The following is a 7,283-nucleotide window of genomic DNA, read 5'->3' as shown; positions in this document are numbered from 1 at the left end:
CGCCTTTTTTGTGCCTGATGGTCGCAGCACCGCCTGTAGTGCCGAGCCATGCTCGGCAGAGCTTCTACCCGCAATGCCCTGCCGAGCATGGCCCGGCACTACATTCCTGCTCCCTCCCTTTGGCATGGCCAAGGGGAGGGCTGGGGAGGGGTAAGCCTTTTGGGCCTTCATGCCGAGCATGGCTCGGCACTACATTCCTGCGCCCTCCCTTTGGCTGGCCAAGGGGAGGGTTGGGGAGGGGTAAGCCCTTTGCGCTTCATGCCGAGCATGGCTCGGCACTACATTCCTGCTCCCTCCCTTTGGCGAAGCCAAGGGGAGGGCTGGGGAGGGGTAAGCCTTTTGGGCCTTCATGCCGAGCATGGCTCGGCACTACCGGTGCTGCCCCGATCAGGTCAACGCGATCGAACGCGTCTTGCGCTCGGCCAGGCGCTTTTCCAGATAGTGGATGTTCTGTCCACCGGCCTGGAAACCCTGGTCGCGCATGATGCGCTGCTGCAACGCGACGTTGGTCTTGATGCCGTCCACGACCATCTCGCTCAGCGCAACCCGCATGCGGGCAATGGCGGTTTCGCGGTCCGGGCCGTGCACGATCAGCTTGCCGATCATCGAGTCATAGTTCGGCGGCACCTTGTAGCCGGCGTAGATGTGCGTATCAACGCGCACACCCGGGCCACCCGGCGGATAGAAGCCGGTGATCAGGCCGGGGCTGGGGATGAAGGTTTCCGCGTCCTCGGCGTTGATGCGGCATTCGATCGCGTGGCCATGCAGCACCACATCGCTCTGCTTGATGCTCAGCTTCTGGCCGGAGGCAATACGCAGCTGCTCGGCAACCAGGTCGATACCGGTCACCATCTCGGTCACCGGATGTTCCACCTGCACGCGGGTGTTCATTTCGATGAAGTAGAACTTGCCGTCTTCGAACAGGAATTCGAAGGTGCCGGCGCCGCGGTAACCGATACGGATGCAGGCTTCCACGCAGAGCTTGCCGATCTGCTCGCGCAGTTCGGAGCTGATGCCCGGTGCCGGTGCTTCTTCCACCACCTTCTGGTGACGACGCTGCATCGAGCAGTCGCGCTCACCGAGGTGGATGGCATTGCCCTGGCCGTCGGCCAGCACCTGGATTTCCACGTGACGCGGATTTTCCAGGTACTTCTCCATGTAGACCTCACCATTGCCGAACGCCGCCTTGGCTTCGGACTTGGTGGTTTCGATGGAGGCCTTCAACGCGCCCTCGGCATGCACCACGCGCATGCCGCGGCCGCCGCCGCCACCGGAAGCCTTGATGATGACCGGGTAACCGATCTCGCGGGCGATCTTGGTGTTGGTGACGATGTCTTCGCCCAGCGGGCCGCCCGAGCCGGGCACGCACGGCACGCCAGCGGCCTTCATCGCGCGGATGGCTTCGACCTTGTCGCCCATCAGGCGGATGGTTTCCGCACGCGGGCCGATGAAGATGAAACCGGACTGCTCCACGCGCTCGGCGAAGTCGGCGTTCTCGGACAGGAAGCCGTAACCCGGGTGGATGGCCTGGGCGTCGGTGACCTCGGCCGCGGCGATCAGTGCCGGGATGTTGAGGTAGCTTTCCGACGACGGTGCCGGACCAATGCAGACCGATTCATCGGCCATGGCCACGTGCTTGAGGTTGCGGTCGACGGTGGAGTGCACCGCGACCGTGCGGATGCCCAGGGTGTGGCACGCGCGCAGGATGCGCAGCGCGATTTCACCCCGGTTGGCGATTACGACTTTATCGAGCATGTCAGGGCCGTTAATGGGGAGTGGGGAATCGGGAATTGGGAAAATCTTGCATCTTCAGTTCCCACGCTTTTGCAAGGCGTTCATCAAAGCGGTCAAACGCGCGAAAATCCGATCAATCAGCTCATCAAGTTCGGTACTTGGACTGATGTAGCCCAAGCGGCAGGCGATCTGCAGATGAGTGCTTGCTTCGGACAACGATCCGCGGGCGATTGACAGAAAACGCAGGTATTCGGGAGTGGAGCGGCGGGCAGCACCCTCGGCAATGTTGGCCGGCACGCTGACCGCGGATCGCCGCAGCTGCGACGTCAATCCGAATAGTTCGGATCGGGGAAATGCCTCAGAAGCTTTGTAGACCATTTCCACCATGTCCATGGAGTCGCGCCATACGTCGAGCCGCTCATGCGGCCGTTTTGGCGATTCCCCATTCTCCATTCCCGACTCCCGTCGTTACTGGATCACGAACAGCGGCTGGTCGAATTCAACCGGGCTGCCGTTCTCGCCGAGGATGGCCACCACGGTGCCGGACACTTCGGCCTCGATCGGGTTGAACATCTTCATCGCTTCGATGATGGCCAGGGTTTCGCCGGCCTTGACGGTCTGGCCAACGCTGACGAAGGCCGGCTTGTCCGGCGAGGACGAGGCGTAGAAGGTGCCGACCATCGGCGCGCGCTGCACGTGGCCTTCCGGCAGGGCATTGCCCGGCTTGGCGGTGCCGCCGGTGGAGGCTTCGGTCGGGCCGCTCATCGGCATGGCCGGGGCAGCGGCAGCAGCCGGAGCGGCGGCATACACCGGTGCCGGCGCAGCGACGAAACCGCCAACCGGGTTGCGCGACAGGCGCACGGACTCTTCGCCTTCCTTGATCTCGATTTCAGCCAGGTTCGACTCTTCCAGCAGGTCGATGAGCTTCTTGATTTTGCGCAGATCCATGAGGGCCTCTTTGGTTGCAGTAAGTCAGTAAGGAGTAGGCGCGCGGCGCCCGGGTCAAAGTTCGTAGAAATCGCGCAGCTGCCGGGTACGGTCCTGCGCATGGGTGGTAAGACAGTGCATCTTCGCGCCGTTGCGCGAGGTGCCATCAGCGTTGAACGCGTAGACCGCGTCGCAATCCTTGTCGCGCAGCTGGATCCAGGCGCGCTGCGCGGCGATCAGCTGCTGTTCGGCCTCGCCGCAATGCGAGCAGCTGCCATCGGCGGCCTGCTGCTGTAGTTGGCGGCGGGCCAGCTTGTACGTGGTGTTCAAGACCGCATCGGCCTCGGCGGCGCGATCAGACGCGCACAGGTCGCTCTCCATCGTGCTGGTCACATGCGCGCAGTCGATGCCCTCGGCGGCGCGATCCAGGTTCTGCGCATGGGCAGCCGCCAGCGGCAGGCACACCACGGCCATACCCGTCAGCAACCGTGGCAGCGTGTTCACGCAGCCGCTCCCACGCGGGCCAGTGCGGCATCCATCGCGTAGCGGTAGCTGTCGGCGCCGAAGCCGCAGATCACGCCGACGGCCTTGTCGCTCAGGTAGCTGTGCTGGCGGAACGGCTCGCGCGCATGCGGGTTGGACAGGTGGATCTCGATGAACGGAATCGCCACCCCGGCCAGCGCATCGCGCAGGGCCACCGAGGTATGGGTGAAGGCGGCGGGGTTGATCAGGATGAAAGCGGTTCCATCGGCACGCGCCGCCTGCACCCGGTCCACCAGCACATGCTCGGCGTTGGACTGCAGGTGTTCGCTCTGGTGCCCCTGTGCCTGTGCCTGTGCAGCGAGCGCAGCGTCGATCTGGGCCAGCGTGGTGTGGCCATAGACGTCGGGCTCGCGGGTGCCCAGCAGGTTGAGGTTGGGGCCGTGAAGGACCAGCAGTTTTGCCATGTGCCAAGGGTCGGCGGGGAAGGGCGGCAGTGTGAGGGAAGCGGGGGATGCTGTCCAGTTCGGCGAAATTAGCCGTGTTTTAATCGTTTGTTTGAATTTTGGGGCTGGGCCGGGGGCAGCCCGCGGTGCGGTGCTTCACGGCTGTCTCGGTAAACCTTGGAGACACCCGCAGCAGCCTGGCCAAGAGTAGTCCGCCTGCGCGATGCGCGGAACTTGCAGGGAAATGAGCGAAGTTGGGCTTTCCCGAGACCTTCAACGACAAGAGCCCCTCTCCCGCCCTCGGGAGAGGGGTTGGGGTGAGGGCAGAACGAAGCAACAATCGTTGATCTGCGGATAAACCATCCGCGCCTGGCTTTAAGCGATGAAGCCAAAGCCAAAGCCAAAGCCAAAGCTCCCCTCATCCGCCCCTTCGGGGCACCTTCTCCCGTCAACGGGAGAAGGGACGGCTGGCGTTCCCCGCTTCCCAGTAATCACCCATTAATAGACGACCGGTCTATTTTGAGTAAGCTCCATCCCCATGAACCTCTCCCCCAAAGCCCAAGCCACCCGCCAGCACGTCCTGGACACCGGTTATCGGCTGGTCCTGCAGAAGGGCTTTGCCGCCCTCGGTCTGCAGGAAATCCTCAAGGCCTGCGCCGTGCCCAAGGGCTCGTTCTATCACTACTTCGCGTCAAAGGAAGTGTTCGGCTGCGAGCTGTTGCAACAGTACGTAGACGGCTACGGGTGCAAGCTCGAACAGCTGCTGACCGAACCCGGCACCGGTCGCGAAAGGCTGATGCGCTACTGGGATGCCTGGGCGCGTGACCCGGCAGATCCGGCGCAGGGTTGGGCCGAGGAGTGCCTGGTGGTGAAGCTGGCCGCCGAGGTGTCCGACCTTTCCGAGGACATGCGCCGCGTGCTCGACCAGGGCGTGCAGCGCCTGCTGCAACGCATCGCCGCGCTGGTCGAAGAAGGCCGCGCCGACGGCTCGCTGCCGAACGGCAAGCCCGCACTGGATGTTGCCCGTGTGCTGTACCAGATGTGGTTGGGCGCGGCCCTGCTGTCCAAGCTCAGCCAGGACCGCCTGCCGCTGCAACAGGCACGCGAAGCCACCGAACACCTGCTGTTGTGCGGCAACACCGTCGCACTCTCCACCCCCACCAATTGAAGGCAATGCCATGAATGTTCTGTTCGTACTGACCTCGCACGACCAGCTCGGCGACACCGGGCACAAGACCGGCTTCTGGCTGGAGGAATTCGCCGCCCCGTACTACGTGTTCAAGGATGCCGGCGCCACCATCACCCTCGCATCGCCGGCCGGCGGCCAACCGCCGCTGGACCCGCGCAGCGATGAGCCCGATGCACAGACCCCCGCCACCGACCGCTTCCGCAGCGACCGTGACGCCCAGCAGCAGCTGGCCACCACGCTGCCGCTGAAGCAGATCGACGCCAGCAAGTTCGACGCGGTGTTCTACCCCGGCGGCCACGGCCCGCTGTGGGACCTGGCCCGCGATGCCGACTCCATCGCCCTGATTGAAACCTTCGACCGCGCCAACAAACCGCTGGGTCTGGTCTGTCATGCCCCCGGCGCGCTGATCGCCGTGCGTGCCGCCGACGGCAAGCCGCTGGTGGCAGGCCGCAAGGTCACCGGTTTCTCCAACAGCGAAGAAGACGCCGTCGGCCTGAGCGCCGTAGTGCCCTTCCTGATCGAAGACGAGATCACCCGCCTCGGCGGCGACTACAGCAAGGGGCCGGATTGGGCGCCTTACGTGCTCAGCGACGGCCACCTCGTCACTGGCCAGAACCCGGCCAGCTCCGAAGCCGTGGCCAAGGCGCTGCTCGCACAACTGGCCTGAGCGCCATAACCCCGTAGCCCGGGTAAGCGAAGCGCACCCGGGAAACACGTAATCAACAACGCTCCCGAATTTGCATTCCACAGACGTACCCAGCGCACCCTTACAAGGAATCGGCAATGAAGATCTTCTACAAAACCCGCGCCACCGCCACCGGTGGTCGCGCTGGCCGCACCGCACTGGACGACGGCAGCCTCGCCCTGGATCTGGCCTTGCCGGGTTCCAACAAGGCAGGCGCCAACCCCGAGCAGCTGTTCGCCCTCGGCTACGCCGCCTGCTTCGACAACGCATTGCCGGTCGCTGCCAAGCAGTTGCAGCTGCAGCCGGCAGGCACCGCCACCTCGGTGGAAGTGGGCATCGGCCAGACCGCCGAAGGCGGCTACGCACTGGACATCGACCTGCACGTTGAAGTGAAGGGCCTGGAACAAGCCGATGCCCAGCGTCTGGTCGAAGCCGCACACAAGATCTGCCCGTACTCGAACGCCACGCGCGGCAATGTGGATGTGCGGCTGCATGTAACCGCCGCCTGATTCACGAATCAACGCCAGGTCAGTGCGCAGCGCTGACAAGTATTTGTGGGAGCGGCGTGAGCCGCGAAGCCGATGCTGCTCAGACGAACCGCATCCGTGTCATCTGAAGATGTACGTGCTTCGCGGCTAATGCCGCTCCCACAAAAACGAAGCTGATGCCAGAACTCTGACCACGGCTCTCCCCCTCGCAACAGGAGACACACATGCGTAGCGCCATCCACCCCACCTTCGGCGAGCCAGCCGACGTGCTGGCCTTGGGCGACAGCCCCATCCCGCAGCCCGGCCCCGGCGAAGTACGGATCAAGACCCTGCTTGCGCCCATCCACAACCATGACCTGTGGACCGTACGCGGCAAGTACGGCTACAAGCCCACGCTGCCGGCCATCGGTGGCAGTGAAGCGGTAGGCATCGTTGAAGCACTGGGCGAGGGCGTCGAAGGCATCGCCATCGGCCAGCGCGTAATGGCCGCCTCGGTACACGGCACCTGGGCCGAGTATTTCATCGCGCCCGCGCGCATGGTCATCCCGGTACCGGACGGCATCGCCGATGCAGCCGCCGCACAGTTGATCGCCATGCCGCTGAGCGCGTTGATGCTGCTGGAGTTCCTGCAGGCCGAACCCGGCCAATGGATCGTGCAGAACACGGCCAACGGCGCAGTCGGCAAGACCCTAGCGATGCTCGCCGCCGCACGCGGCGTGCACGTGCTCGGGCTCGTACGTCGCGATGCAGGTGTGGACGAACTGAAGGCACTGGGCATCAACAATGTGCTGTCCACCACACAGCCGGATTGGAAGACGCGCGCGCAGGCGTTGCTTGGCGACACGCTGGCACACGCCGCAGTCGATTCCATCGGCGGCCAGGCCAGCGCGGATCTGGTGTCGCTGCTCGGCGACAACGGCACGCTGGTCTCGTTCGGCACCATGGCCGGCGAAGCCATGCAGATTCCCTCCGGCGACCTGATCTTCAAGCAGGCCACGGTGAAGGGCTTCTGGGGCAGCAAGGTCAGCCAGCAGATGTCGGTGGAGAACAAGCGGCGCCTGGTCGGCGAACTGCTGCAGCGTGTGCTGAGTGGTGAGCTGGAACTGCCCGTGCAGGCGATCTACGGGCTTGGTGATGTTGCCGATGCGGTGAGGGCCAGCTTGTTGCCTGGGCGCAAGGGCAAGGTGTTGCTGAAACCCTGATGGCGGCAAGTGCGACCGCCGGTTTCCATCAGCCAACGCGAAGCAAGCTTCAAGCCTCCTCCCTTGCGCGTAGCGCAGGGGAGGGTTGGGGAGGGGTGCTCCTGGCAGCAATCCATCAGCTCATGCCATCCC

Annotated in this window: 9 protein-coding genes; 4 read left to right on the top strand and 5 right to left on the bottom strand. The window is 64.3% G+C overall.

The window, feature by feature from the left end:
• Positions 1-387: 387 nt before the first annotated feature.
• The 5 genes from accC to aroQ are packed head-to-tail and all read right to left on the bottom strand — an operon-like array spanning position 388 to position 3,608.
• Positions 388-1,755, bottom strand: coding sequence for an acetyl-CoA carboxylase biotin carboxylase subunit (accC, locus tag B2527_RS07590; RefSeq protein ID WP_293707552.1), 1,368 nt, complete (start codon positions 1,753-1,755; stop codon positions 388-390).
• Between the two features lie 54 nt (positions 1,756-1,809).
• A complete protein-coding gene (locus B2527_RS07585) occupies positions 1,810-2,187 on the bottom strand; it encodes a four helix bundle protein (protein WP_293707550.1) in 378 nt (125 codons plus the stop codon).
• Positions 2,188-2,202: 15 nt separating this feature from the next.
• Positions 2,203-2,682 (bottom strand): acetyl-CoA carboxylase biotin carboxyl carrier protein, encoded by a 480-nt coding sequence (accB, locus tag B2527_RS07580; RefSeq protein ID WP_293707548.1) that lies wholly within the window; start codon positions 2,680-2,682, stop codon positions 2,203-2,205.
• Between the two features lie 54 nt (positions 2,683-2,736).
• Positions 2,737-3,165 (bottom strand): lysozyme inhibitor LprI family protein, encoded by a 429-nt coding sequence (locus tag B2527_RS07575; protein ID WP_414717034.1) that lies wholly within the window; start codon positions 3,163-3,165, stop codon positions 2,737-2,739.
• A complete protein-coding gene (gene aroQ / locus B2527_RS07570; RefSeq protein ID WP_293707546.1) occupies positions 3,162-3,608 on the bottom strand; it encodes a type II 3-dehydroquinate dehydratase in 447 nt (148 codons plus the stop codon). The genes B2527_RS07575 and aroQ overlap by 4 nt, the downstream gene beginning before the upstream one ends.
• Positions 3,609-4,125: 517 nt before the next feature.
• Here aroQ and B2527_RS07565 point away from each other — a divergent pair.
• From B2527_RS07565 to B2527_RS07550, 4 genes are all read left to right on the top strand, one after another.
• Positions 4,126-4,755 carry a TetR/AcrR family transcriptional regulator gene (locus tag B2527_RS07565; protein ID WP_293707545.1) on the top strand — a complete coding sequence of 210 codons (630 nt, stop codon included), beginning with the start codon at positions 4,126-4,128 and terminating at the stop codon, positions 4,753-4,755.
• A gap of 10 nt (positions 4,756-4,765) precedes the next feature.
• On the top strand, positions 4,766-5,443 hold the full coding sequence (locus B2527_RS07560; RefSeq protein ID WP_293707544.1) for a type 1 glutamine amidotransferase domain-containing protein: 678 nt from the start codon (positions 4,766-4,768) through the stop codon (positions 5,441-5,443).
• A gap of 116 nt (positions 5,444-5,559) precedes the next feature.
• A complete protein-coding gene (locus B2527_RS07555) occupies positions 5,560-5,970 on the top strand; it encodes an organic hydroperoxide resistance protein (protein ID WP_282272824.1) in 411 nt (136 codons plus the stop codon).
• 203 nt (positions 5,971-6,173) lie between these two features.
• The gene (locus tag B2527_RS07550) at positions 6,174-7,151 is read left to right on the top strand and encodes a zinc-binding dehydrogenase (protein ID WP_293707539.1); all 978 of its coding nucleotides are present in this window, start codon (positions 6,174-6,176) and stop codon (positions 7,149-7,151) included.
• The last annotated feature ends 132 nt before the right edge of the window (positions 7,152-7,283 follow it).

The sequence above is a fragment of the Stenotrophomonas sp. UBA7606 genome (genome assembly GCF_002477705.1).
Classification (GTDB): Bacteria; Pseudomonadota; Gammaproteobacteria; order Xanthomonadales; family Xanthomonadaceae; genus Stenotrophomonas.
This window is presented reverse-complemented; position numbering and strand designations above follow the sequence as displayed.